This window comes from Stieleria mannarensis, assembly GCF_014154935.1.
Taxonomy (GTDB): Bacteria; Planctomycetota; Planctomycetia; order Pirellulales; family Pirellulaceae; genus Stieleria; species Stieleria mannarensis.
Genome location: NZ_JACEHH010000037.1, coordinates 1 through 25624 on the forward strand (window position 1 = coordinate 1; position 25624 = coordinate 25624).

The window sequence follows — 25624 nt, forward strand, 5'->3', positions numbered from 1 at the left end:
TTCGCCCCTGCCCCCTTTTTCGCTCCCGTCAACTCCAAAACGCCACCCAGCATCCAACCATGCAAAGCTTTACCAAACACACCGGCATCGTCGCGACGATGGATCGTGCCAACGTCGACACCGACCAAATCATCCCCAAACAGTTCCTGAAACGGATCGAACGCACCGGATTCGGCCAGTTCCTGTTTTACGACTGGCGTTTTCAGGAAGACGGTGAAACACCCAACCCCGAATTCGAGCTGAACCAACCGGCCGTCAACGGCGCCTCGATCCTGGTCGCCCGCCGCAATTTCGGCAGCGGATCGAGCCGCGAACATGCGGTCTGGGCACTGGACGATTACGGTTTTCGCAGCGTGATTGCGCCGTCGTTTGCCGACATCTTCTTCAACAACTGTTTCAAAAACGGCGTGTTGCCGATCACGTTGCCCGAAAGCGACATCGACCACCTGTTCGAAACCGCCGAGGCCAAGGGCACGTACGAGTTAACGGTCGATCTGGAAAACCAAGTCGTCAAAGACGCCGACGGTTGGGAACGATCGTTCGAGGTCGACGCCAGTCGCCGCGACAAGATGCTGCAAGGCCTGGACGACATCGGCCAAACCCTGAAGTTCGAAGACAAGATCGCGGACTACGAAACCGCACGAAGCTGGTAACCGCATGCACGACGTCCTTTCCAGGTCGTCGCGTTCGACTCCCACCGACGAGGGCCCGGAAGGGCCATCGCACCCGATCAATGATCATCCTCGTCTGGAAGCACCGTAGAAGCGTGCCCCAGTTTCATCGCCGCTTGATCAAGAACACCGCCACACCGCTCCACACAAACGCGAACCCGATCAACGTGTTGGTCGACATCGGTTCGCCGAAATAAAACGCGCCGACCAAAAACTGCAGCGTCGGCCCGATGAATTGCAAGACGCCGATCAGCGTCAGCGGAATCCGCTGAGCAGCGGCGGAGAAAAACGCCAGCGGAACGAGCGTCAAAAAACCGCCGATGATCAGCAACGCGTCCAGCATCGCGTTGCCGCGACCAAAATCTCCCGCCCCACCCTGGTACAGCAGCGTCAGATAGACCAGCGTCGGCGATAACAGCACCAGCGTTTCAAGAAACAGTCCGTTCATCGGATCCAGTTGCGCCTTCTTCTTGACCAACGCGTATCCGGCGAACGAACTGGCCATCGCAAGGGAAACCCAGGGAAACTGGCCGGCGGCAAACGTCATCACCGTGACCCCGATCGCCGCCAATCCGATCGCCCCCCAACGCGCCGCCGGTAACCGCTCCCCCAGCACGACGACGCCCAACAGAACATTGAACAGCGGGCTGATGTAGTACCCCAGCGACGAGAGCAACACCTGCTCGTTTGTCACGGCATACAAAAACGCGCCCCAGTTGATCGCGATCAAGAACGCCGCCGCGGCATAAATGCCCCAGGTTTGCGGGCGGCGAAGCGCATCCAACAGCGCCACGCGGACGAAACGATCGCTGAGCCGAAACCGGATGCCCGCGATCAACATCGAAAACACGAACGCCCAAACGATCCGGTGGCTGACCAACTCCAACGCCGATGTCCCGCGCAGCAGATTCCAAAAGACCGGAAACAGCCCCCAAATCACATTGGCGGCGACGGCGCAGAAGAATCCCAAACGGGTGGAGGCGGACATCAGGAAACTTTTAAAACCTTGGCAAACGCCGTCAATGATCAGCCGCACCTGCGACCGGCCATCATCAAGCCGAGACCAGTGAATACCGGCCGATCCGGCCGAGCTTACAGCTCCACGCCCAACAACGGAATCGGCCCCCAAAGTGTAGAACCGTTGTCCCCAACGATTCCCCTGGCCGCGCAGCGGCCCCCCGCCAACGTCGCTCAGCCACGCCGATTCACCGCGCCAACCTTCCGGCCATTCTCTCCCCTATCATCCTGCCACTCTTCTTCCCCATCGTCTTGCCCCCCGGTTTTCTTCCCGCTGCCGAGACCGCTGGACTGCACTCAGTCACAACCAAGGTCCTCGACAAATCGCTGCTCGGGGTAGACCCGATCATAGTCAACGCCGAGTTGCTCGGAAATGATCCGTCGCACCCTCAGGGCACGATCACGGTCCACGCCTGGTGAACACCGTCGAATGAACTCGTCTTCCGAAATCGGCGGCCATTTGTCCTTGGACGGAATCTCAGCCGACGCACTCCACATCACCACGATCAAGATCGCACCACACAGGACGCCAGTCAGTAGCAGCATGTTATTCGCCTCTCTGCGAGACAATGCGATGACGAGTTCCGCGACAGCTACTTTCGTCCGTACAGCGGACCGAAGTTTTCGCAGGCGCGGAAATCGGCGCTTTCCAGATTGTCCGTTCCGAAGGCGTTCCAGGCGCTGGGCCGGAAGACGCGTGAGCGATCGACGTTGTGCATGTAGACGGGAATGCGAAGGATGGACGCCAGAGTGATGAACAGGTGGCCGACGTGGCCGGCCGTCATCACACAGTGGTTGGCGCCCCACGAATTCATCACGTCATAGGTGGATGAAAACGCGCCGCGGTCGTTCAACGTCGGTGCGAACCAGGTCGTCGGCCACGTCGGGTTGGTTCGCTGGTCCAATCGGTCGTGAACGTCCTCGGGCAGTTCGACGGTGTGGCCTTCGGCGATCTGCAGTGCGGGGCCGAGCCCATCGACCAGATTGATGCGGGTCATCGTCGCCGGCATACCGCCACGGGTTTTGAAACGCGTGCTCATACCGCCGCCGGGGAAGTATTCCGTCATCGATGGATGCCACGTTGTCGCTTTCAAACATTTTTCGACTTCTTCGTCGCTGATCTCCCAAAACGGTTTCATCGTCGGCGATCCGTCGGCATCGGACTGTTGGCCGGTGCCGTCCAAGGTTGCCGGGCCGGAGTTGATCAGGTGCAGCAAGCCATCACTTGCCACGCCATCAAGCTTGTAGCCGTCGCAGACCGATGCGACCGCATCGGGACTCCAGTAGGTCCGCAAGTCGGCAAACACCTGGGCCGTGTTGGTCAGCAGGTGCCCCAGCAACATCGTCGCGGCGTTGAGTGCGTCGTTTTCGGTGGCAACGATGTACGGTGCACGCTTGCCGTTCCAGTCGAACGAGGTGTTGAGGATCGCTTCCATGAAATCCCCGTTGGGGAAGTGGTCGGTCCATTGACGCTGGCCTTGGAAACCGGACGCGATCGCGTTGTGCCCGTGCGATTGTTCTTTCAACCCCATTTCGGCGAGCTTCGGATTGCCGACCATCAGGTCGCGGGCGATCAACGCCATCTTCACGTTGTCGGCCCACTCGCTGTCCAGCTGCTCGCGAGAACGTTTGGCGCTGTCGCTGTTGTAGTCCTCTCCTTCGGGACAGTTTGCCTTGACCCAGTCGAGGGCGCGTTCGTATTCCGCTTGGTCGTATTGGTTTTTGTTCATCCGGCCGCTGAACTCACTCATGTCGATGTCTTCGACACGCATCCCCAGCCACTTTTCCCAGAAACCATAATCCACCATCGATCCGGCGATGCCCATCGAAGTGCCGCCCATCGACAGATAGGATTTGCCACGCATCAATGCGGCGGCCAATCCGCAGCGGACGAAGTTCAGGATTTTGGCTTGCACGTCTTCGGGCATGTTCGCATCGCCCGCCTCTTGGACGTCTTGCCCGTAAATGCCGAATGCGGGCAGCCCCTTTTGCGAATGTCCGGCCAGGACTGCGGCAAGGTAAACCGCACCGGGACGCTCGGTGCCGTTGAACCCGAACACGGCCTTGGGACGCAACGGGTCCATGTCCATCGTTTCCGATCCGTAGCACCAACACGGCGTGACGGTCAGCGACACGCCCACGTTTTCGCGGCGGAACAGGGTTTCGCACTGGTCGGCTTCGGCAACACCGCCGATGCACGTTTCGGCGATCACGCACTCGACCGGCTGGCCGTTGGGGTAACGAACGGTTGACGAGATCAATTCGGCCACGCGCCGGGCCAAGTTCATCGTCTGGTCTTCAAGCGATTCGCGAACGCCCCCCAGCCGTCCGTCGATGGCCGCTCGGATACCGATCTTGGGAAGATTGCCGTTGAAAACGCTGGGTGAGGGAAGTGGTGCATTCATGACAAGAATTCGGTGGGCGATTCACTGTTTTCGGAAAACGAGTCGAGCGAGGATCCTAGTACCGCGATGTCGACTAGAGAAGTGGAAGACAATGGGAATGATACACGAACCGATTGAAACGCTCGACCGCCGACGATCACTCGACTTCCTTTGATGGGGCGTCACGTTTTAATGTCAACTGTCTCAAATTAATCGGTTGCCAAGACCCAGGGACCGGATGAACCCGAAGGCTCATGCGCCCCGGGCTGTCGATTCGAAGGGGGCCTAGATCCTTTTCCGTGTAACGCCCATACCCGCCGGTCGACGCCACGGTCGCGGTCAACTGGGAATCGAGCACGGTAACGCGGAACTGGGTTTGTGGTTCTTGAACGGACAGGACCGAAGACACACGGTAGACGCCCGGATCGCGGATTTCGATTTCCCATTCGACCCAGGCCTGATCGTCCAACCAATACCCGATGTGATCGATCCCGTCGTGCTGGCGAATCCCGGCGTCGCGGCTGCCTTCGTTATTGTGGATGAATGCCAGTTCGGCTCCCAACTCCAACACGCCGTCCTTGCCCGGTGTGGGCAATAACGATTTGACTTTCGGTGCACCGTCGACGACCAATTTGATCACGCTGTTGAATTCATCGGTCGCGTGCTCGGGTAAACGGACGCGGATGCCGTCGTCGATCGTCTCCGTCGTCAGGGATGTTTCCCCATCAAGCAAGGTGGCCGACAAGACTTGATTGGTCAGCCCGCGAACTTCCAAGACTTGATCCTCCGGCCAGTCGAACACGTGCAAATACAACGCGGTGCCGTCCGCGGTGACTTTGGCGGTGCAACGTCCCCAATCGGGTTCGCCGATCGGACTGGCGGTGGTGCCGTAAATCGATTCCCCGTTGGTCTGCATCCATTGTCCGATTCCCCGTAGCCGCTCGGTCGCCTGGGGCAGCAACGTTCCCTTTCCGGTCGGGCTGACGTTCAGCAAATAGTTGCCCCCTTTGCTGGCGATGTCGGCAAGGTTTTGAATCAACGTGCGCGTGGATTTGAACTTCGTATCGGACTTCTTGTATCCCCAGCTGCCGCTGATCGGCATGCAGACTTCCCAGTCTTTCTCCGCTGGCGCTTGTCGTGGGATGTTCCGTTCGAACGTCTTGTAGTCGCCGGGAAAGTCTTCTCCCAATCGGTCGTTGGTCAAGACATCCGGTTGCAGTTTGGTCAGCGAGTGCAAACTGTTAAACGCTTCCTCGCTCATCGCCCGCGGCGTGTCCCACCAAAAGATGCCGATCGGCCCGTATTCGGTCAGCAATTGACGCACCTCGGGGACCGCCTTTTCTTTCACGTATTGGTCGCTGCTGACGCGTTTGATGCTTTTGTCCCAACCGTTGCCGAACCCGCCGGGGTGATGCCAATCCTGGGCCTGGGAATAGTAGAACCCGAACTTGATGCCTTGTTTTTGGCAGGCGTCGGCCAACTCTTTCATGATGTCGCGGCCGAAGGGGCTGAAATCGACGACGTTGTACTCGGTCGCTTTCGAATCGAACATCGCGAAGCCGTCGTGATGCTTTGCGGTGATGACCAGATACTTCATGCCGGCTTGCTTGGCCAAGCCGACGAATTCATCGGCGTCAAAGTCGACGGGGTTGAATTGTTTGGCGTATTGTTCGTATTCGGAAATCGGGATCTTGCCCCGCGCCATCATCCATTCGGCGCTGTTGGGCAATTCCTGGCCTTTGTATTGACCGCCGACGACCGAATAGACGCCCCAGTGGACGAACATGCCGAACTTGGCGTCTCGCCACCACGCCATCCGCGAGGCGGAATCATCTCGTGGTTCGTCATTCTGCTGGGCGAATACGTGGCCACCACACAGAAAGACGTTGCCAACAAGCAGCAGGATGACCCAAGCGTAGAAAAGCCGAGGCGTCGCCCGATCGGTGACGGCGGGGTGATGGTCGGTCGGTTGAGTGTTCATCGTTGGGGAAAGGTGGTTGATCGGGTGTGGGGTGGCGTTTCTTGCGACGATTGTTTTTGAGGTTGGTGCCGATCAGTTTGAATCCCTGTCTCGCAAGGACGAAAAGTTCTTCGGATCCGGTTCGGCCGGCAGCGTCGCCTTCCACTTTGTAAGTTTGGCAACCAGATCGGCGACCACCTGGGGCCGTTGTTGATGTAAATCGTTCTGTTCATACGGGTCGGCGACGATGTCGTACAGTTCGACATAGTCCGAGTCGGCATCGCTAAGCAGTTTCCAGTTCTGATCAACGATGCAGTAATCGACCCAGTGAAAAGAGTCGGCGAGTCCCGGTTTGCCCCGCCCGCTCATCTTCCAAAACAACGGTTTGCGACGTCCGTCGCTGGTCTCGCCCTGCAGCGTTTTGACTTGGCTGATACCGTCGCTCACGTAAGATTCCGGCAGCGAGGCACCGGCGATTTCACAGAACGTCGGCAGCAGATCCACCGCGGACATCATCGCGCGATCATCAACATGCCCCGCGGCGACTTTGCCCGGCCAGCGGACGATGAAGGGGACATTGATCCCGCCTTCAAACAACGCCGCCTTGTACCCTTTGCGGCCGGCCGTGATTCCCTTGGCCGCCCCGATCCCGAAACCCGCCCCCGTCGCGGTGTCATAGCTGAGCGAGAGCGGTGTGCCGGGGCGTCCGCGGGCGGGCCCGTTGTCGGAGCTAAAGATGACCAAGGTGTTGTCGGCAAGGTTCAAGCGGTCCAGCGTGTCCAGGACTTCACCGATCCGATCGTCGGCGTGCGACAACACCGCCGCGTAGATCTCGTCGGGTTCATCGAGCCCGCTGTTGCGAAACCGCCAGCGATACTTCGGCACCACGTGGAACGGCGTGTGTGGTTCGTGAATCCAAAGGTTGACGAAAAACGGTTTGCCGGATTGATGACTTTGCGTGATGAAATCGATCGTGTTGTCGGCATCTTCGTGAACCGGCATCTGCTCGCCGGAACAGTTGAACGCGCCGTAGGTGTCATAGCCGTACCGCCCCGGTGACGGCGAATCGGGAATCATGTCGTTGGCCAGATGCCACTTGCCGAAATGGGCCGTCGCGTAGCCGGCATTTTGCAACAAGCGGGGCAGCGTCACGCAATCGGTGTCCAACCAGTCGGGCATGTTGCGTTTGGCGTTGCTGGGCACCCACGCAAAGTGCCCGTCGATGTTGTACCGAGCCGGAAAGTGTCCGGTCATCACCGCGGTCCGACTGGGCGAACAGACTCCGCTGGCAACGGTGAAGCGATGAAAATCCGTCCCCTCGCGGGCCAGCCGATCGATGTTGGGCGTCTTGACGTAGGGATGGCCGTGACAACTGAGGTCGCCCCAGCCCCAATCGTCGGCAAAGATGAACAGAATGTTCGGCCGCGGCGGTTCGGCGGCGATTGTCGTGGTCAGTGCGCCGTGGGATGCTACGAAAAGCAGCATGCATGCTGCAAAGACACGGGATTTCATGGTTGCTTCTTCACTTGGTGCCGATGGGGAATCTGGACAGCCACACCGTACTCTAGGGTCCCACAAATGCAGGGGGAATCAACCGCCAGCTGCGTCGACTTGCGAATGATTTGCGACACTCCCGCGAGCGTCCGACGTTGAATTGGTGGAAAACGCTTCTCCGGAACCTTCGATCAGGAGATACGTTCGCCCGGCGGTCAACGTCCCGAATGACTCGACCGTTCCATCGGGCCAGGTGACGCAGACATCGTCGATGCGGTCGCTGGAACCGATCCCCGCTTTGAGAATCCGCTCATTGCTGCTCATGTAGCCGTCGCCGGAGAGCAGCCAGAGCCGACGGGGGTGGCCACTTGCAATAAAGTCGATGACGGTCCCGATCGCGTCACGGGAACAGGTCGTTCCGACACACCGCAATCCGATCCGCCGGTGGTCCGTCTTGGTGCGATTGGCAAGCAAGGTCGGCGGAGCGTTCTGGTGCGTGATGATCAAGTCATCGGCCAAATCTTGATCGACGTCGATTTTCCAGAGAGCGCGTCCGATGTGGCTGGCCGCCAGATAGGCGTCGTCGCTGGCTCGTTCGATGATTTGGAACGTTCCTTGTGGCGACCGTCGGAACAGTTGAAACGGCTGCGCAAGGGGCGGCTGATCGGGACCGAAGTCACCGATGTGGCCGTTCGTGATCGCCAATTCATCGATTCCATCGGCGTCCATGTCCACCGCTTGCGTCCCGAACCCGACCATCATCCGTGTCGGTTCGATCAACGCCTGGGCGGCCGTGCTGTCGACCCAAGATCCGCCCGTTTGCTGTTCGTAGTAGATGTTGTACTCACGCGCAAAACCCGTGACGTAAACATCCAGGTCCAGATCACCGTCGAAGTCTCCGCCGGCAATGCCCATCGATGCCTGTGCGAGCGATTGCCCATCGACCGCGATGCCCCGTGGCACGGCGGCTTCGATCAAGCCATCTTTTGTGAGATGATGCCAGTGGTTGGCCGACATGTCGTTTGCGACCAACGCAGATTGCGAATGATCGGTCAATCGCCCGGCCAAAATCCCAAGGCCGCGCCCGGGCGTGATTTGCTTGAGCGGATCGCCGAGCGAATCGACCAGTGCACCCCGGCCGTCGCCCAGCAAGATTTGATCCTGGTCGCCGGCAAATTTCGCCGGGTGACAGGGGGCCGGCCGGCCATCGCTTTGGCAGGGCAGATCGACGCCTCCGGTCAACGAACAATAGTTGACTGCGACGAGGTCCACGATCCCGTCAAGGTTCAAGTCAACCCAAGCCCCGCACGTGGTCCACTGGATCGCCGAGGCCCCCAGCGACCGCGTTGCGTCGGAGAACGATCCGTCGCCGTTGTTTCGAAGCAACCGGTTCGCCCCGATGTTTGCAATGAACAAATCGGCAAAGCCGTCTTCGTTGTAGTCACCGACCGCGACGCCTTGACCGATTTCGGCACTCCTACAGCCGGACGTGAGCGTCACATTTCTGAACACTCCGTCAAGATTCCGCAGCAGCGCATGGCGTGGATCGGTGTGCTGATCCGTCTGGCCGACGGGGCTGCAGAAAAACAGGTCCGACCAACCGTCGAGATCGAAATCGATCGTTCCGCCGCCGCTGCCCATCGAATGGATCAAGCTCGATGCGATGTCGGGGTACGGGACCGTCGGCACGACCAGATTTCGCGTTCCGGTTTCATCAGCCCAATGAATCGCGTCATCGTTGCCGAGGACAGCCGGACGGTTTGCCGACCCGACGCGGCGTCCGGACCGATTGACCTGGGTGACCGGATCGGACGCCAGAGAGTCCAACGGAGCCAAGTCGGGAGGCGTATTCCAGCTTCGGTTTCGTTTCAAGTTTTCAATGATCGCCCGACGCAACTCATCTAGTTCCGGATCACGTTCATCAGGCAGCGTCATTGCGACCGCCGACCATGCCTCGGCCTCCCAGCAGCGCCCCATTCGGACCAGCACCCGGGCGATCTCGGCCGCGGCATGTTGGCTGCTTTCGCCGCTCGCGCCGAAACGTTGCAAGTGCATGCGAAGGTCCAAGAGGTCTCGGGCGTATTGGTCGCATGCACGGATGATTCGATCGGCGTCATCGTCACGCAGCGTCATCTGCTCACCGGAATCTGATATCGCCGCCCCTGAATCAAGCCGACGGATCGTCTGGCTGATTTGAGACCACGGGATCACCCGATTCGGGTTGATGCGAGTCGCTGCCAGAGAGCATGACAGCGCGGCCGTAAAATCCTCGGATTGAAAATGTCTTTCGCCAAGCGCGATCCAAAACTCGACTTGGCCGCGACAGTGCGGCAACGCGGCGTTCAACCAGTCCGCAAAGGCTTGATCGCCGGCCTGCTGCACACTCGGCATTCGCCCGAGTAACGCAAGTGCGGGGGCAAAATCGGCATGGTGCTGCACCATTTCACGCAGCACTGCTTCGGCATCAGAAAACCGACGTTGATCGCACAGCGACTGTGCGATGCCGAGACGAAGCCGGTGATCGGATGGATTGCGCTCGATCATCGCTTCGATCGCCTCGGCCGGAAACAGACGCTGCGACGTATCGGTACAGGCGAGCAACACCGCGACGTCAAACTCGCGGTTGCGAATGATCGCGCGGTAATGCTCTGGCATCAAATCGGTTCGACCGGCTTCTCCGAGCAAACCGAATAATAGACGCCGATTCGCCGAATTGTCGGAGTCTGTTTCCAACGCCCGGGAAAGCAACTCGATCGCCGGATACAGTTCGCCGACTTCCAGTAACGCCCGCACCGCCCACTGGACCCGCGTCGGGTCAAAATCGTCGGCTTCGGCGGCCCGGGAAAGCAGCATCGCTGCTTCGGTGCGGTCACCTGCGGCCGCCGTCGCCCGCGCCGCGTCGGTCAGAAGTTTCGGATCGTCGGGCGACGCGATCAACGCACGACGGGCGACTTGCAAGGCGTCTTCAGCCTGGGATTCAACAGTCGTCGCGTCGATCGAATCCGATTGCGAATCCTGTGCGGCGTTGTTGCTCGCTGGCGATCGGTTGTCGGACGAACACCCGGCCGCCAAGGTGACCATCGCGATCAATGCGAAGGCGTAAATGAGACGTGCGTTTTGGTTGAAGACAACCTTCATTAACACTGGTGCCTACACAACTTACAAAGGCTCCCTTCCCCCCCGGCTTTGCGGGGCAGAAGGGCTGGGGATGAGTGGGCCAGCAGCTTCAGTCCGTTGTTGGACCCGTCGCTTCTCTCGGTGCGGACGAAGGCGAGCGTACGGAAGGGAGGACTCATTGCAGGATCCAAACCTGAGGAAGTTGGCCCGACACCTATCGTACCCCCAATTCTTGAAACGCCGTGTTTTCACCTCGCTCGGTGACGGGCGTGACACTCCAGATGATCCAACGAAATCGTCCCAGGCTACGACCCGGTTTGGAACGGAGCGAGACAGCGTTGAAAGCGTCGCGGGACGCCGCACGGGTGTCGATCGATGTCAGCGGCGTGAACTTGGAGTGATCCTGGACGTTCCAACCGGGATCGGTCGCCGAATCGCATCCATAGACGGTCCATCGTTGTGCCCCCCGGACTCCGCCATAGTTGGCAGACCAACTGGTGATCGCCGAAATGTCTTTCAATGCCCCCAAGTCCATGCGGTAAACGCCGGTCGTGACGCTGTTGGCGAAGACCGGGCCGTACCCCATTTCAATCTTGCCGTCGGTCAACGTCGCGGGTGATTCGTTGCGCGGGGTGGGCTGGGCGTCCACCTTGCCGGTGGATGGGCCTTGCAGAATCAGGTTATCGAAACCGTCAGGATTTGACGCGGATTCGAAGACGATCGTCGGAGCGTGCTCGTAGGACAATGCGATCGTTTGCTGGTTTCGAACCACTTTCAGCGCCAAGGTGTTTTCGCCGAGTTGCTGGTAGGCGGCCAGCAACTGGTCGACTCGCTTGACCGCGTTTCCATTGATGCCCTGGATCAAGTCTCCATCACCCAAGCCCGCTTTGGCTGCTTCGCTGTTGGGGGTCACTTTCGAGACCGCGACGCCGCCTTCTTCTTGAGAGACCCCGTAGGCGGAAAAGTCGCTGCCTTTCAGATCACGGACCGCAGCCCCCAGCCAAAACGTCGCCGTGGGGATTCCGATCCGGCCGCTATCGGAGCGGGGTTTGGCCATTTCCTGCTTGACGTCCAATGCGGGGATTTCCGGCGTGCGTGCGATCCGCTTCAGTGCCGGTTTCTTGACGCCGAACTGATCCATGGCAAAGTTTTCGAACCCGATCTTCAGTGCCGGCGAATCGGACTGGACGCGAAAATCGCCGGCGGCCGGATCGATGAACTTGGGATCGGCGACGATCGAGTTGCGATCCCAACCGAAGCCGGCGTAGCGATCCTTGATCGCCGGCACGTGTGCGTAATACAGATTGCCGTCGACGCGTTTACCTTTGGCCGTTTCGGTCGGCATGCGGGCGCCCTGTGGCGCGGCCATGAAGAGGTTGCCAAAGACTTCATCGCCGCTGTGGTTGTACCAGACATGCGGATGCAGTCCGTTGTTGACGGTGATGTTGTTCCACGCCCGCCGCCGAAACCCCTCGCGCAGCTTCAATCCGCCGGAAAGCATCAGGTTGTTGTAGATGTCGTAGTTGGACGATCCGTCATCCAGATCGATGTCCCAACCGTGGTCACAGCGCCATCGGCTGTCGTGAATCACGGTCGTTTCGACCGCATCCAAGAACGGGAACTGGGGTTCGGAATCGATGACGGTTTGGCTGGCCTTGCGGTCGCTGCTCCAATAACGATCGCGTCCCCATGAATTGAACGAACCGTGGTCATGTGTTTCCTGGACGGTCTCGAACACATCGCAGCGCTCGATCAGATGACCGCCCCAGGCACCGTCGCCGATGTTGATGCCCGCGCGGGCACAGTCATAGATCGAACAGTCGCGGACCGTGATGCCGCGAGCCATCGTGATTTGAACGCCGGCCGGTTGACGTTCGACGCGACCGATTCCGTGAATCAAACAGTCTTCGACGCTACAATCCGCCGGGTAATTGTTCGTCTTGGGACCCGGCGTGCGATCGACCTGGGTCAGGTCGTTCTTTTGACGGTATTCGAACAACGGATCGCGGACGGCGTCGGGATCGCCGACAAAGCACACGCCGCTGGCGCCGGTGTCGTGGATGTGACACCCTTTGACCAAGGCACGGCGGTTGTAATTGCTCAGGAAGATCGCATTGCCGCCGACCTGGTCAAACTCGGCGTCCAGGATCTGGACATCTTCGGTGCCTGACAGCACCACCGCGCCGCCGCGATAGATCGTCCAATCCGATCGCAACAGCGGTTCTTTGGTTTCCATGAACGTTCGCGCCGCATGGCGGAACACGAATCCCTGCATCGTGACAAATCGCACGGGAGCGTCTGCGGTCCCGTCGAACTCGACCAGATGTCGTAGCCGCACGACTTCGATCACGGCTTGGTCCAGATCGACGCCCGCCGGAGGCATGAAGTACAGCGTGTTGTTGCTGGAGTCGTGAAACCATTCCCCCGGGGCATCCAGTTCTTCGAAGATGTTTTCGACCATGCGGTAGTCTTGGTGCATGCCCATTTGACGATTGTTCTGCCAGCCGCCTTCGTAGGTCACGTCCCCGTCGGCGTTTTTGCCGGTGATTTGATAGTGGTAGCCTCCCCAGCGGGCGCGATGCATCGCATGGATGAAGCCTCCGGTCGGATCGGCCCAGCCGCTGGCCCGCTGCCGGGAAAACGCGTCGGCGGCGAATCCCTGGTAGGCCTCGGTTTTCTTTTCGGGGTCATAGTTCGGATAGCGTGCCATCCGTTGTTGACGGCCCGAGACGAACAGTTGGTCGATCGTCAGCCCCGGTGTGGTGCTGGCCGTGAAAATTCCATCGCGGTAGGGCCTCCATTGCAAATCGAGTTTGGATCCGCCGCTCAGCACCGCGCCGCCTTCGTTTTCGGCGCGGTAGGTCACGGGCCATCGCTCCGATCCCGAATCGGCCGGAGTGAACGTCAACGTTTCGCTGAGGTAGTAGACACCGTCGGCAACCGACACCGTCACTGCGGCCTTGCCGGCCGATTGCCGCGCCAAGTGCTGGGCGCGGGCAAGGGTCGCCACCGGCGCGGCGGCCGATCCGTCGCTCGCGTCGTCACCGGTTGGGCTGACATAGATTTCGATGGCCTGGGAACAGGGGACGCCTAGGCCGAAGCAAATCAGGATCAAGAAGATTCGATGCATTGGTGTCTACGGGTCGTTATTGGTCGTTGGGATCGTTGGTGGTAACCAGGGTGTCGCGTTCGTTTTGATGCTGCGATCGATACTCGCCCGGGGAGTGTCCGAGTTCGCGTTTAAAGACCGAACCGAGACTCTCCTTATGACTGTAACCCGTCTTGAACGCGATTTGTTCCAACGTCATGTCGGTCTCGCGCAGCAGTTGTTTGACGCGATCGAGTTGGGTCAGGGTGATCTGTTGGTGCGGCGTGCGGCCCAGGGCTTCGCGGAACCGACGTTCGAGTTGTCGCCGGGAAAGGGAGGTGAATTGTGCGACGTCTCCGACGTTGATGCCCTGGCAGGCGTTCTGGCGGATGTACCGGCACACCCGAGCGATTTCGACATCGTCGACCGCAACCACCTTGGTCGACAGACGTTCGGAAACCGTCACCGGCGCGACGTATTCGATCTCGTTTTCCGGTCGCCAGCCGGTCAGCATTTGTTGCAAAATCTCCGCGGCTCGATAGCCGACCCGTTCGGCGTTGGGGCGGACGCTCGACAGCGGCGGGTCACACAACAAGCAGATCGCGTCATCGTCATCGACGCCGATCACGCCCAAATCATCCGGGACGGCGATGTTCGCCAACCGGCAGGCATTGAGGACCTGTTGGCCGCGAATGTCGTTACAGACGAATAGGCCGGTGGGACGCTCAAGTTTGGACAACCAATGCGCCAGCGACTCCAACTCCAGCACTCCCGCCTCCTCCAATTGTGTCAGCGTCGTGCCAGGCACGCCCGGTGATTGGTAGACTTCGAAGGGGCAGTCCGCGGCGTCGACGAGTTGTTGGAACGCCGCCAGTCGGGCATCGGAATAGGTTGCGAAGCGAAACCCACAGAACGCGAATCGGCGGAACCCACGTTCCCACAAATGCGTGAACGCCATCTTCGCCACACGTTTGTTGTCCGTTTCCACCTGCGGCACGCCCGTGAATTTTCGGTTGCATCGGACATCGATGATCGGAACACGCAATTGGCGAAGCGGCTCGATCGTGTGCCAGTCCACACGGGCGATCACTCCGTCGATGCGTGAATTAAAAATCCAATCGGGGATCGCCGAGTCCAGCGTCATCTCTTGGTGCAACAGCGACCATTCCACTCGCGTCCGCGAGAACAACGCAACGCCGCGTAGCAGTTCCCGCCCATAAGCCCGCGAGGCTTCGACGAGCAGTGCGATCCGGGGACGATTGGTTTGATTCAATGCAACATCCCTATGACGTGTTCTTCACCTGTGTCGCAAAACGCCGCCTGCGTGTCGCAAATCATTCGCCGATCGGTCACGGGCTTGCCGCGACGGGCCATCCGATGAAAGCTACCAGAAAGCATTGCGAGCCGCAAATCAGTCCCCAGGCGTCGTGTTCACTCATCCCGGCCAAACCTGTCCTCTGACGCGATGCGTGAGTGAACGGGCGTTCGCCTGATTGAGGACGCAGCGGGATTCACCAGGCGAATCGATTTTCAGCGGGATGCATCACGGCCCGTTGGTTTGATCGTTTTCTATGAAACCGCGGGGCAATGTGAGCCCGAAGCGGAGCCGCCCTCGCCCCTTGCTCGCGTTACGGGCTTGTAGATCAATAGGCCGCTGACCCGTCACGAACCTGCCGACGCAAATCGTTTGTGGTCCGACGCAAAAAAATATTTTCACCCCGCCGGGGCGATGGTAACGTGACGGCGGATCGGGGGGCTCCGCCCGGCCACTTACTACTCTCCTCTTTTTCCCCAGGTTATTCGAGATGAACCGAACGTCCAAAGCGGGCTTTACACTCGTTGAACTTCTGGTCGTGATCGCGATCATCGGCATTCTGGTCGGGCTCTTGCTGCCGGCTGTTCAAGCGGCGCGTGAAGCTGCCCGACGCATGAGTTGCAGCAACAATTTCAAACAACTCGGGCTGGCCATCCACAACTACCATTCCACTTACAAACGGATTCCCGCCCACGGCGTCGGCACGACCTCCAACCCCAGCGCCGGCAATGCTTGGTGGGCGTCCAACGCACTGGCAAACAATCGCCGCCTGAGCACGCTGGTCGGGATCCTGCCGTTCATGGAACAACAATCGATCTGGGATCGGATTAGCAACCCGATGGATATCGACAGCGACGGCGTCATCGACTTCCCATCGATGGGGCCGACTCCGGACAACATCGATTATGAACCTTGGACGTTGGAGATCCCCACCTACCGTTGCCCGAGCGATCCTGGTGTCGGCCTGCCGGCTTTGGGTCGCGCCAACTACGCCGCATGCTTGGGTGACAGTACCTGGCAAACCATGGTCGGTCCCTGGGACGGCGACCTGATCGAACCGGTCGCGTCGGTCCGTTTCCAGCGTGCCCAGGCAGGGCACCGAGGTTTCTATAAACCGCGTGACATCAGCGGACGCTTCCGCGATGTTCTCGATGGTCTGTCCAACACCATCGCCATGGGCGAGATCGCAACGTACCTGGGCGACACAGACGCTCGGACCGTCTTGCCCAGCGACGGCGGAACGTTGGGCAATAACAACGGCTCGATGAACGCGATCCGCGACAATCCGGGGGCCTGCGATGACTTCGTCGATCCCGATCGGCCGCGGTTCTGGCTCAACGGTGCCTCCCGCGCCACACGCGCTCGCGGTTTTCGCTGGGCGGATTTCAAGCAGATCTTCACCGGTTGCTTCACCATCCTGCCTCCCAATGACATCTTTTGCTCGCGCCACAATGGCGACGACCTGACGGGGACCGCACCGATGTCCAGCCGACACCAAGGCGGCGCGCACGTGTTGATGGCAGACGGTGCGGTCGTCTTTATCACCGATTCGATCGAAGCCGGCAATCGCAATCACGGTGATGTCTGGATCAACGGAACCGGGCCCCGGGCGCCGGGCAACAAGAGCCCCTATGGGCTCTGGGGCGCCTTAGGCACCCGCGCCGCAAGCGAAACGATCGAAGAGCAACTGAACCAGTAACTCTTCCTACATCGACGCCCGAAGGAAGGCGACACGCCGTTTGTGTCGCCTTCCAGCTTTCTCAATGCCCCTAGCCAATCAGCGACACTTTGAAACTGAAACAAAGTGAATCGCGATTCAAACGTCGCGACCTTCGCCAAAAGGTGGTTCCCACCACTCTCCACTCTCCACTCTCCACTCTCCACGCTCGCCTCGAGCGTCGCTACGTCATGGGGAGTCTATCCAGACAGCCTTTCCGAAATACCGAATGCTTCAAACGAGTTAATATGAACACACGATCTCTCCTCTTGATTGTCGTCGCCGCCGTCTCATTCTCCTTCTCGCTCGGCGGATGCTCGGAATCCAAACCGACCTCGGTGACCGAAGACGCCGATCAAGCCGCCATCGACGCCTACAAGGAAATGGAAAAGCAGATCGAATTGGAAACCATGGGTGAAATGGAGGAAGACGACCTGCAATAGCAGGCCGATCGCCCAATCTCCATCGGGCGTCTCCAACGTCTCCAAGCGACAACGTCTCCAAGCGACTCGGCGGTGATTGACGCAGCAGTCGGGAGCGATGAAACTGTTTCGACAAACCTGGGGGGCAGTGAGACCTGCCCCCCAGGTTTGTCGATTGTCGCCCTCTGTCTCTTGCGCCTCTCCCCCCGCCGACAGGGCTGATACGTTTCCGCGCCTCGTGCGTGCGGGCTCGGTTCCGCCCCCTTGGAGTTCAACATGATTCATCCTCTCGCCGCGAGACGACGCGGTCGTTGTGGTTCCGCGTCGGACCGCGGTCGTTGTCCCTTGGCATTGCTCGTCGCCCTTGCTGGCGGATTCTTTGCCTGCGGAATTCTTAACCCGTGTTTGCTTCAAGCCGATTCAGCGACTCGCCCGAACATCGTATTAATACTTGCCGATGATCTGGGTTATGGCGACGTGGGGTGTTACGGACAGCGGATTGCCAAAACGCCGAACATCGACGCGTTGGCCAAGCAGGGTGTGCGTTTTACGCAGCACTACAGCAACGGCCCGGAGTGTAGCCCGACTCGGACGGCACTGTTGACCGGGCGTTACCAACAGCGTGTCGGTGGGCTGGAGTGCGCAATCGGGACCGGCAACGTGGGACGCTATGACGATGCCATCCGATTGGCCGAGCAGCATGAGTTGGGTCTGCCGGTCGATCATGCGGTCTTACCGGGCATGCTCGCGCCGGCCGGCTATCGGTGCGGACTGTTCGGCAAGTGGCACTTGGGTTACGAAACCAAATTCAACCCGATGGAATATGGTTGGGACGAATTCGTCGGCTACTTGGGCGGCAACGTTCACTACTTCAATCATCGAGAACTGAGTGACATTCACGTCTTGTTTCGCGGCCGCCAGCCGATCAAACGTGAGGGTTACATGACGCATTTGATCACCGACGATAGCATCGAGTTTATCAAGCGACACAAAGACCAGCCCTTCTTCGCCTACGTCGCCCACGAGTGCCCTCACTTTCCCTACCAAGGCCCCGGCGACAAGGACAAGGTCGTGACCGAGGAGAATTGGATGGCGTTGGATTCGTCGGCATACGTCGCCATGATCGAGGACCTGGATTCGGAAGTCGGACGGATTCTCCAAACGCTCGACGAACAGGGGATCGCCGACAACACGATCGTCATCTTTGCCTCCGACAACGGCGGGTTCGCCGGGGCCGGAGACATGGGGCCGCTTCGCGGCAGCAAGGGCACGACGTATGAAGGTGGGATCCGCGTGCCGATGGTGGTGCGTTGGCCGAATCGCATTCGCGGCGGGACGGTCAGCGACCAGGTGTGCGTGACCTTCGATTTGACACGTTCGATCCTGGCCTTGGCCGGGGCGGATGAATCACATCTGCAATTGGAAGGCATGGACATCTTGTCGCATGTCGCCGAGCAACGCGCCGGCGTTGCTCGCACGCTGTTTTGGCGCGGCCGACGGGGGAAACGGACGTGGACCGCGGTGCGTGAGGGTGATCTAAAGCTTGTCCGCAAGCGTGAAGGCACCAAGGTGCAGCAGTGGTTGTATAATCTATCCGACGATCTGAGTGAAAGCAGCGATCTTGCCGCCTCGCGGCCGCAAGACGTCGATCGGCTGGAGCTTCTGATCGACCAGTGGGAAAAGGACGTGCGACCGCTACGCTGAACCACCGCTTCGCTGACCTGAGGAACAAACATGGCCTGGGTGTGGACGACGATCATCATTGTGGTGATCTTGCTGGCTTGGGTCACGTACGATGTGCTTCAAAAGAGGCATGCGATCCTGCACAATTTTCCGATCATCGGCCATTTCCGATACTGGTTGGAAGCGATCGGCCCCGAGTTGCGACAATACATCGTCACCAACAATGACGAGGAGCGGCCGTTCAGCCGTGACCAGCGGCGGTGGGTGTATTCGTCCTCGAAGAAGGTCAACAATTACTTCGGGTTCGGGACCGACAACGAACTGGAGTCGTCCCCCAACTACTTGATCATTCGCCATTCGGCGTTTCCGCTGAGCGATCCGCAGCCCGGCGACGAAGCCTTTGATCCGCAACATACCGCCGCATGTTTGAAGTTTTTGGGCGGGGCACGGGGCCGCGCGAAAGCGTTTCAACCCGAATCCATCGTCAACATCTCCGCGATGAGTTTCGGATCCCTGAGCGCCCCGGCGATCGAAGCTCTCAACCGCGGCGCGGCGCTGGCCGGTTGTTTGCACAACACCGGCGAAGGCGGCGTGTCGCCCTATCACGCCAAAGGCGGCGAGTTGATTTGGCAGATCGGCACGGCCTACTTCGGTTGCCGAAATGCCGACGGCAGATTCGACATTTCCCGATTTCGCGACGTCGTGCAGACGCACCCGATCCGCGCGATCGAAATCAAACTCAGCCAAGGTGCCAAACCCGGACGCGGCGGATTGCTGCCGGCGGCCAAGATCACGCCGGAAATCTCCAAGATCCGCGGCGTTCCGATGGGCCGCGATTGCGTCAGCCCGGCGTCCCACCGCGAATTCCACGACGCCGACTCCCTGCTAGATTTTGTCGAACGATTGGCCGATGAAAGCGGGTTGCCGGTCGGTATCAAATCGGCGGTGGGCCAGATGCAATTCTGGACCGACTTGGCCGGCCAAATGCGCGACACCGACCGCGGCGTGGATTTCATCACCATTGACGGTGGGGAGGGCGGCACCGGGGCGGCACCGTTGGTCTTTTCGGATCACGTCGCGATGCCGTTCAAGCTGGGGATGAGCAGTGTGTATCGTGTGTTTCAGGAAGCCGATCTGAACGAAAACGTGGTCTTCATCGGATCGGGAAAGCTCGGTTTTCCACACAATGCGTTGCTGGCCTTCGGGCTCGGGTGTGACATGATCAACGTCGGCCGCGAAGCGATGCTGGCGATCGGATGCATCCAAGCCCAACGCTGTCACACCGGGCATTGTCCGGCCGGAATCGCCACTCAAAACCGATGGCTGATGGGCGGTCTGGATCCGACCGATAAAGCCAACCGGTTTGCCAACTACGTCGTGACGCTGCGAAAAGAATTACTGCAACTGGGCCGGGCCTGCGGCGTGTCGCATCCCTGCGAAGTCCAGCTCAAACACTTTGAGATTTTGAACGATGCCTTCGGCACCCAATCGGCCCAGAAACTGTTCGGTTATCCGATCGCCAGTGCGGATTGATCAGCCGTTTGGGGCGTTGTCGACGACGCCAGTTCGCGTTGGGTGTCGTTACTTGCGTCAGAAGGTCGAGTCCACGCTCGCATCGAGCGTAGCTACATTGCACCTCGTCGCATCATGCGGCGCGGCGTTGGACCGTGGGGACGATGTGTTCGCCGAGGGTGTCGATTTCCATCCGCAGCAACGTCGCGGTGACCTCGTCCGCCGACGGGCGGTTTTCCGGGGCCTCGTCGACCATGCATTCGACCAGTTCACAGACCGGGCTGAGCACCTGTTCGTTGCTCGTTTCCACGCGGGCCAGCCATTCCCAGAGCATTCTGCCGGCGGCAAACAAGTCGCTGGCCGGAGTGCCCGCCGATGCGTTGACCAACAACTCCGGCGCGGCGTATTTTCGGGTTCCACGGAACGGTGCCGAGGGGTCCATCGTGCCTTGGTGGGCAAAGGCCAAATCGATCAGCGTCACGTGCCCGTTGCTGCCCACGATCACGTTGTCGGGTTTGACGTCGCCGTGGGTCCATCCCGCGGCGTGCATCGCGGCCAGCCCCTGACAGATCTGGCGGATCAACCACAAAGCGACCGGCAACGGCTTTCGCGGCCCGCTGGCCAAATGCCACTTCATCGTCCGACCGTCCAGCAGCGGCATCGCCACATACGGCCATTCGCCGGACGCGTTGCCATCGAGCACGGGAACCACGTTGGGGTGCCGGATCACGGCGCCCGCGGCGATCGAACTGGCGATCCCCGTGCGACCGTCGGGCGACGTCGCCACTTTCATCGCATAGTCCCAACGCGGGCTGCCGACGGCATCGACCGGTTGGGCAAAACAGACGCAAAACGACGCACCCTCGCGCACGTTGGACCCGAGTCGCCAAATTCCCAGTTGTTCAGGCAGCGTTGATTCCATGTCGCCGTCGATCCATGTGGTCGTTCCAAGGGGCAAAAGAAAGGCCGATTAAGAACATCGACTAAATGAACGCTGTGCTGGTGATCGGCAGAATCAACCGGCAAAGTCGACCTGGTTTACCGGCGATGGGGCGCAGGCAAAAGATGGCAGAATGATGGGGGCAAAACGATGGGGAAAGTGGGACGAGCCATGGACGTCGCTACGCTCGCCAGAGCGTGGAATAGGCCGATGAACCACCTTCTGGCGAAGGTCGCTACGCAGCACCGGCAAGCCACGGTCTTTCTGCGTGCCTGGGCGGGAGGATATTTCGATCGGGTTGGCCGATCGTGTAGACTGGAGGGGCCTGGATCAAGTCCCTCCACCTCGCCCACCACTTCCCACCCCGTTGGTCTTTCACCATGAATCGCCACCGTCTTCCCCGACGGGTCGTCCGTCGCCGATCGATCCTGCAGGCCGCTGGGATTTCGATCGCTTTGCCGGCCTTCGATTCGCTCCGTAACCGGGCCGCCGCGGCCGAATCGGATGCCTCGTCCGCGACGTCTTCACCGGCACCGCGTCGGATGGTTTGCATCGGCAACATGCTGGGCTTTTACCCGGATGCGTTTTGGCCGGAGCAGAAAGACGAGGGGAAAGTGAGAGTCGGGGGCGATCAACCCGCCGCGTTGTCGACGACGCTTGCGTCCCTTACGCCCCACCAGGGCGATTTCACGGTGATCGGTGGCCTGGACCACGGTCTGAAAGGAGGTCACTTTTCAATTCACGCGTTCCTGTCGGGCGTGCGCAGCGTGGATGCGAAATCGATGCCCGACGGAAACATCACGCTGGACCAATTTGCCGCCGAAACGATCGGCGGGCAGACTCGATTCTCTTCCTTGACCGTGGGCAGCGATTCGGGAATCCACGGCGGTTGCCAGATGTCATGGAGCCGTTCGGGAACACGTGTGCCACCGATCACCGGGCCGCGAGAGTTGTTCGAAAGACTGTTCGTCGGAGTCGCCGCGGCAGACAAACAACGGGCCGCCGATCGGTTCCGCATGAAGGAATCCATCCTCGATGCGGTCCGTGGTGACGCCAACAGCATTTCAAAACAACTCAATCGTCGCGACGCCCAAAAGCTGGACGAATACCTGACGTCGATCCGCGACGTCGAACGGCGACTCGGCGATAGCAAACAATGGATCGACATCGAAAAACCGCCGGCGCCGTTTGATGCCCCGAACAACACCAACATGGTCGATGACCTGCCGATGTTGTACGAGTTGATCGCACTGGCACTGCAAACCGATTCGACTCGGATCGCCACCTTGGAACTCGGCGGCGATTTCGAAGCCCGCGATTTCGGATTCAAAAGCGGCTACCATTCGCTTTCGCACCACGGCCAACGAGAGGAGTCGATCGAGGCGCTCAAGACGATCGAGGCCTATCAGGTTGAACAATTTTCGCGGTTCTTGACCAAGCTTCGTGAAACCGAATCTGGCGAATCAAATCTGCTGCAGCAAACCTCGGTGCTGTTCGGCAGCGGGATGGGCAATGCGAATTCCCACACCAACACGAACCTGCCGATCGTCGTCGCCGGCGGAGGGCTGCGTCACCAAGGCACGATGTGGTTTGACCGGTCGAGCCCGCACCGACCGCCGCTGACCAACCTGTTCTTGACCCTGCTGCATCGCTTCGGAGTCCCGGCCGACCGCTTCTCGACCAGCACCGGCACGTTGACGGGTTTGGAGTTGGTGTAATGCCGGAAACTTCGACGCCTCGGCAGCGGCAGCTCGCACGGCTGAGTCGACTGCAATGCTGGCTGCTGGGCTGTTTGATCGCACCGGTACTGATCGCGACGCCGGCGTTGGCCGTCGATCCAAGCGGATTCCTGCGCGACTACTGCATCGATTGTCATTCTGCCGACGATGCCAGCGGTGAACGTGAATTTGAAACGCTCGATTTGTCGTCCGCCGATCCCGATACACAAATCACTGTGCAGGAGATCATCGACCAATTGACACTCGGTGACATGCCGCCCGAAGACGCGGACCAACCGGCGGGTGAGGATCGCCAGGCAGCGATCGATGGTTTGACCGAAGCTCTGCAGCGATTGCGTCAACAGTCGACCAGCACCGGCGGGCAAACCGTGCTGCGACGCCTGACCCGTCGCGAATACCTGGCGACCGTCGGCGACTTGTTCCAAATGGACATGTCGATGTTCGACCCGACCGATCGTTTCCCACGTGACAACACCGTCGAGCACCTGGATAACGTCGGCGACGCGCTGGTGACGTCGGGGTATCTGTTAGAGCAATACTTGGACGCCGCCGAGAAGATCGTGGAAAAGGTTTTTGCCGACATCGATCAACCCGAAGAGCAGACGTGGCATTTCGACGACGACTTTCACCAGCAACCCGAATTGAAGTTGGCTCACCGGGCGGCATTTAATTTTCGCTACCTGTGTTTGTACGACAGCCCGCTGGCCGACCGCCCCGAGGGCGCCTACGGGCCGGTCGAAGAATTTCGCCAAGGTGTTCCGTCGGACGGACGGTACGAAATCCGTGTGCTCGCCCAAGCCCTGCATCGTGACACGCCGTATTCCGAGTCGGTTCTTAAGATCGATTTGAGCGAAAAGTTCCGTTTGGGGATTCGGCCCGGCAACGCCGACGCGGGCAGCCTGCACACGATGCAGCCGATTCAACCGCTGTTGGCCCAGCGGACGATCGAAGACGGTGAGCCGCAGTGGTACACGATGGAGGTTCACCTGGATCGCGGTTTCACGCCCCGGTTCACCTTCGAAAACGGATTGCGTGAAGTGCGACCGTTGCACACCCGGCTGCACCGCATGTACTCCCACCTGCTTCCCGAACACGCGCGGGGCGGCAGCGGGATTGTTCGCGGCCGCAACGCGATGTTGCGTTATGGTCAGGTCCCCCAGATCCGAATCCACGAAGTCGCGATCCGCGGCCCCATTTTTCGGCAATGGCCCAGTGCCACGTTGGCGAGTGTCTTGCCCGACGGCCGGTTCAATCCGGCGGACGTGCGAACGTTGACCGAGGCGTTTGCCCGCCGGGCCTATCGTCGGCCACTCAAACCCGGCGAGCTGGATCGATTGATGTCGGTCTACAAGGTGCGCGAGCAGGACGGACGCGAACCGCTGGACGCCTTCAAGGACACGCTGAAGACGGTGCTTTGCTCGCCGGCATTCTTGTACCTGCACCCCGATTGTCCGGCTGACTCTGACCAGTTGTCCCAACACGCGCTCGCTTCCCGGTTGTCGTACTTTCTGACCGGCTCGATGCCCGACGCGATCCTGCGCGACTTGGCCGACTCCGGGCAACTGGACCGAGCCGCGCTGCTGGATCAAACCCGTCGACTAATGGCCGATCCCCGGTCCGATGCGATGATCGCGGGATTCACCGATGCCTGGTTGAACTTGCGCGCCTTGGGTGAGATGCCACCCGACCGCGATACGTTTTGGCGCTACTACGCATCGAATCTACAGCCCGAAATGAAACGCGAAACGCGATTATTTTTGCGCCACTTGATCGATGAGAATGCGTCGATCATCCGTTGGTTGGACGCCGACTACTCGTACATCAACCGTGATCTGGCAAAGCTTTATGGCGTCGTCGATCAGGTGCCACCCGAGCGCGCCGATGAGTTTCGCAGGGTCACGTTTTCGGATCGGCGTCGTGGCGGATTGCTGGGCCAAGCGAGCGTGTTGACCGTCTCGGCCAACGGGATCGAAACTTCACCGGTGGTCCGCGGTGTGTGGATGCTGGAGAACGTCCTGGGCACGCCTCCTCCTCCGCCGCCGGACGATGTGCCGGCGATCGATCCCGATGTTCGGGGTGCGACGTCGGTGCGTGATCTGCTGGAAAAACACCGCTCCTCGGCGGCGTGCAACGAATGTCATCGCAAGATCGATCCGTTGGGGTTCGCCCTTGAGTGTTTTGACCCGATCGGTGCGGTGCGGAATCGATACGAGAACAAGGCGGCGATCGACACCTCGGGCAAACTTCCCAGCGGACAAACGTTTGCGGGAATCGCGGAATTGAAATCTCTGTTGGTCGAGCGGAAAGCGTTTTTCGCGCGTGCGTTCAGTGAAAAGTTGCTCGCCTACGCACTTGGCCGCCGCATCGAATTGGGCGACCGGGCGACGATCGATGCCATGCTGGATGGGCTGGCCGAGCAAGACTATCCGACGCGAGAGTTGATCGAGCAAATCGTCCTCAGCGATTTATTTTCGCGGCGGTAGCGAATCGAGTCGTCACGCATCGCGTGACCGCTGGACGTGACCGATCACCGAACGAGGCAAGCGTAGCTACCTTCGCCAGAAG

Annotated in this window: 16 protein-coding genes; 7 read left to right on the forward strand and 9 right to left on the reverse strand. The window is 59.8% G+C overall.

The window, feature by feature from the left end:
- Positions 1-59 precede the first annotated feature (59 nt).
- A complete protein-coding gene (gene leuD / locus H1B37_RS22550; protein ID WP_182869020.1) occupies positions 60-653 on the forward strand; it encodes a 3-isopropylmalate dehydratase small subunit in 594 nt (197 codons plus the stop codon).
- Positions 654-777: 124 nt separating this feature from the next.
- Here leuD and rarD read toward each other — a convergent pair whose 3' ends face one another.
- The 8 genes from rarD to H1B37_RS22590 form a co-directional block, all read right to left on the reverse strand.
- On the reverse strand, positions 778-1659 hold the full coding sequence (rarD, locus tag H1B37_RS22555) for an EamA family transporter RarD (RefSeq protein ID WP_182869022.1): 882 nt from the start codon (positions 1657-1659) through the stop codon (positions 778-780).
- A 326-nt stretch (positions 1660-1985) separates the two neighbouring features.
- The gene (locus H1B37_RS22560; protein ID WP_182869024.1) at positions 1986-2234 is read right to left on the reverse strand and encodes an acyl carrier protein; all 249 of its coding nucleotides are present in this window, start codon (positions 2232-2234) and stop codon (positions 1986-1988) included.
- A gap of 47 nt (positions 2235-2281) precedes the next feature.
- Complete coding sequence (locus tag H1B37_RS22565; RefSeq protein ID WP_182869025.1) at positions 2282-4093, reverse strand: L-fucose isomerase; 1812 nt, start codon at positions 4091-4093, stop codon at positions 2282-2284.
- Between the two features lie 136 nt (positions 4094-4229).
- On the reverse strand, positions 4230-6053 hold the full coding sequence (locus H1B37_RS22570; protein ID WP_182869027.1) for an alpha-L-fucosidase: 1824 nt from the start codon (positions 6051-6053) through the stop codon (positions 4230-4232).
- 72 nt (positions 6054-6125) lie between these two features.
- Positions 6126-7517, reverse strand: coding sequence for a sulfatase family protein (locus H1B37_RS22575; protein WP_286178048.1), 1392 nt, complete (start codon positions 7515-7517; stop codon positions 6126-6128).
- Between the two features lie 105 nt (positions 7518-7622).
- Positions 7623-10664, reverse strand: coding sequence for an FG-GAP-like repeat-containing protein (locus H1B37_RS22580; protein WP_182869031.1), 3042 nt, complete (start codon positions 10662-10664; stop codon positions 7623-7625).
- Between the two features lie 193 nt (positions 10665-10857).
- Positions 10858-13773: a PDZ domain-containing protein gene (locus H1B37_RS22585; protein WP_182869033.1), complete on the reverse strand. Its 2916-nt coding sequence runs from the start codon at positions 13771-13773 to the stop codon at positions 10858-10860.
- A gap of 16 nt (positions 13774-13789) precedes the next feature.
- Complete coding sequence (locus H1B37_RS22590) at positions 13790-15004, reverse strand: AraC family transcriptional regulator (protein ID WP_182869035.1); 1215 nt, start codon at positions 15002-15004, stop codon at positions 13790-13792.
- A gap of 532 nt (positions 15005-15536) precedes the next feature.
- Between H1B37_RS22590 and H1B37_RS22595 the strand changes: the two genes are divergently transcribed.
- The 4 genes from H1B37_RS22595 to H1B37_RS22610 all read left to right on the forward strand — a co-directional run bounded on the left by H1B37_RS22595 (position 15537) and on the right by H1B37_RS22610 (position 20401).
- Positions 15537-16745, forward strand: a complete 1209-nt coding sequence (locus H1B37_RS22595) for a DUF1559 domain-containing protein (protein WP_182869037.1) — start codon at positions 15537-15539, stop codon at positions 16743-16745.
- Between the two features lie 266 nt (positions 16746-17011).
- Positions 17012-17206 carry a hypothetical protein gene (locus H1B37_RS22600; RefSeq protein WP_182869039.1) on the forward strand — a complete coding sequence of 65 codons (195 nt, stop codon included), beginning with the start codon at positions 17012-17014 and terminating at the stop codon, positions 17204-17206.
- 255 nt (positions 17207-17461) lie between these two features.
- A complete protein-coding gene (locus tag H1B37_RS22605) occupies positions 17462-18889 on the forward strand; it encodes a sulfatase-like hydrolase/transferase (protein ID WP_182869041.1) in 1428 nt (475 codons plus the stop codon).
- 30 nt (positions 18890-18919) lie between these two features.
- Positions 18920-20401, forward strand: coding sequence for an FMN-binding glutamate synthase family protein (locus H1B37_RS22610; RefSeq protein WP_182869043.1), 1482 nt, complete (start codon positions 18920-18922; stop codon positions 20399-20401).
- Positions 20402-20513: 112 nt separating this feature from the next.
- Here H1B37_RS22610 and H1B37_RS22615 read toward each other — a convergent pair whose 3' ends face one another.
- On the reverse strand, positions 20514-21302 hold the full coding sequence (locus tag H1B37_RS22615) for a protein kinase domain-containing protein (RefSeq protein WP_182869045.1): 789 nt from the start codon (positions 21300-21302) through the stop codon (positions 20514-20516).
- Positions 21303-21700: 398 nt separating this feature from the next.
- Here H1B37_RS22615 and H1B37_RS22620 point away from each other — a divergent pair, with 398 nt between their 5' ends.
- Both H1B37_RS22620 and H1B37_RS22625 read left to right on the forward strand, forming a co-directional pair.
- Entirely contained in the window at positions 21701-23038 is a 1338-nt protein-coding gene (locus H1B37_RS22620; protein WP_182869047.1) for a DUF1552 domain-containing protein, read from the forward strand.
- Positions 23038-25542: a DUF1592 domain-containing protein gene (locus H1B37_RS22625; RefSeq protein WP_182869049.1), complete on the forward strand. Its 2505-nt coding sequence runs from the start codon at positions 23038-23040 to the stop codon at positions 25540-25542. The genes H1B37_RS22620 and H1B37_RS22625 overlap by 1 nt, the downstream gene beginning before the upstream one ends.
- Positions 25543-25624: the final 82 nt, after the last annotated feature.

What these genes read in the sequence shown, in the direction of transcription:
- leuD (WP_182869020.1), top strand. Translation starts at nt 60, where the DNA reads ATGCAAAGCTTTACCAAACACACCGGCATCGTCGCGACGATGGATCGT.
- rarD (WP_182869022.1), bottom strand. Translation starts at nt 1,659, where the DNA reads ATGTCCGCCTCCACCCGTTTGGGATTCTTCTGCGCCGTCGCCGCCAAT.
- H1B37_RS22560 (WP_182869024.1), bottom strand. Translation starts at nt 2,234, where the DNA reads ATGCTGCTACTGACTGGCGTCCTGTGTGGTGCGATCTTGATCGTGGTG.
- H1B37_RS22565 (WP_182869025.1), bottom strand. Translation starts at nt 4,093, where the DNA reads ATGAATGCACCACTTCCCTCACCCAGCGTTTTCAACGGCAATCTTCCC.
- H1B37_RS22570 (WP_182869027.1), bottom strand. Translation starts at nt 6,053, where the DNA reads ATGAACACTCAACCGACCGACCATCACCCCGCCGTCACCGATCGGGCG.
- H1B37_RS22575 (WP_286178048.1), bottom strand. Translation starts at nt 7,517, where the DNA reads ATGCTGCTTTTCGTAGCATCCCACGGCGCACTGACCACGACAATCGCC.
- H1B37_RS22580 (WP_182869031.1), bottom strand. Translation starts at nt 10,664, where the DNA reads ATGAAGGTTGTCTTCAACCAAAACGCACGTCTCATTTACGCCTTCGCA.
- H1B37_RS22585 (WP_182869033.1), bottom strand. Translation starts at nt 13,773, where the DNA reads ATGCATCGAATCTTCTTGATCCTGATTTGCTTCGGCCTAGGCGTCCCC.
- H1B37_RS22595 (WP_182869037.1), top strand. Translation starts at nt 15,537, where the DNA reads ATGAACCGAACGTCCAAAGCGGGCTTTACACTCGTTGAACTTCTGGTC.
- H1B37_RS22600 (WP_182869039.1), top strand. Translation starts at nt 17,012, where the DNA reads ATGAACACACGATCTCTCCTCTTGATTGTCGTCGCCGCCGTCTCATTC.
- H1B37_RS22605 (WP_182869041.1), top strand. Translation starts at nt 17,462, where the DNA reads ATGATTCATCCTCTCGCCGCGAGACGACGCGGTCGTTGTGGTTCCGCG.
- H1B37_RS22610 (WP_182869043.1), top strand. Translation starts at nt 18,920, where the DNA reads ATGGCCTGGGTGTGGACGACGATCATCATTGTGGTGATCTTGCTGGCT.
- H1B37_RS22615 (WP_182869045.1), bottom strand. Translation starts at nt 21,302, where the DNA reads ATGGAATCAACGCTGCCTGAACAACTGGGAATTTGGCGACTCGGGTCC.
- H1B37_RS22620 (WP_182869047.1), top strand. Translation starts at nt 21,701, where the DNA reads ATGAATCGCCACCGTCTTCCCCGACGGGTCGTCCGTCGCCGATCGATC.
- H1B37_RS22625 (WP_182869049.1), top strand. Translation starts at nt 23,038, where the DNA reads ATGCCGGAAACTTCGACGCCTCGGCAGCGGCAGCTCGCACGGCTGAGT.